Below are 1,051 nucleotides of genomic sequence, written 5' to 3' on the forward strand. Positions count from 1 at the left end.
TTAGAGTCCCAAAATATAAAGCCAGTATTCTTAGATACTGTGTGAGTAGATTGTGATCAATCAGGTTGAAGATTCGGCGCAGGTTGTAGGCGGTAAAAATCAATCCAACATCAGCTGCGGCGCGTTTTATGGTTTTCTTGGTCATGATATAATAAAAATCCCATTGCCGTTTTATGACACCGTATGGATGTTCAACTATGGCTTGGCGTCTGCGGTAGATTTCATAATTATTTTGGATTCTTACTTTATTTTGATAAATCAAATCGGCGTATTGAGAGCGTTCAATGAGCCTTCCTTTGGCATTTTTGGTGCATTTTTTAAAGAGTTCACAACTCAAACACGCACTAGTTTTATAATGCTTCATCTGGCTTATTGACTTGCCGTTCTTTTTGGCGTAGCAATTTCCATTGGTCGTTAGGGTTTGATTCGCAGGGCACGTATAAGTATCCGTTTCTTTATTGTATATAAAATGTTCTACATCAAAAGCCAAATCAGGCGCGTGTGCAGAAACACCAGGAATGGCAACCAACAGATCAATTCCAAGACTATTAGCTCAATCAAATTCGCTTCCAGTGTGATAGCCTTTGTCATAAATGGCGGTAAAATTATTGTGTCTTAAAATAGTTTTGGCTCGGCGTAACATGCCGCCCATAGCTTTGGAATCGTTTTCATTGGTCACCTTAAAATCAATGGGGATGTTATGCAGTGCATCTACGGTGGTTTGTACTGTGTAGGCCACTTCCGAGATGTTATTTCGAGTCATGATTTGGCGACTATCGGGATCCGATGTCGAGATTTGAGTAATACCAGTAGAGTCAATGGTGTTTTGATACCCAATGTATTTTTGCTTTTGAATACTGTGTTTTTTAATCTTCTTTGCTATGCTTTGTTTTTCCAGAACATCGCCGTCTTCTTTGGCTAAAGCTGTGTTATATTCTTCGAGTCTAGCATCAATGTAAGCAATGTGACGCTCTATTTTGTTGGGATTAAAATTGTTTTTCTTGGAGTTTTGCGCTCTGAGTTTGGTACTGTCTCCAGCAACCAAAGCACC

Annotated in this window: 1 protein-coding gene and 1 pseudogene; both read right to left on the reverse strand. The window is 39.5% G+C overall.

The window, feature by feature from the left end; translation table 11 throughout:
- Window positions 1-529, reverse strand: a 529-nt coding sequence (locus tag EKL97_RS15505) for a transposase (protein WP_199742850.1), incomplete at its 3' end; no start/stop codon positions are given.
- Between the two features lie 24 nt (window positions 530-553).
- Window positions 554-1,051: pseudogene (locus EKL97_RS15635) on the reverse strand (IS1182 family transposase); the annotation flags it as partial.

It is taken from the genome of Flavobacterium sp. LS1P28 (genome assembly GCF_003970335.1).
In the GTDB taxonomy this organism is placed as follows: domain Bacteria; phylum Bacteroidota; class Bacteroidia; order Flavobacteriales; family Flavobacteriaceae; genus Flavobacterium.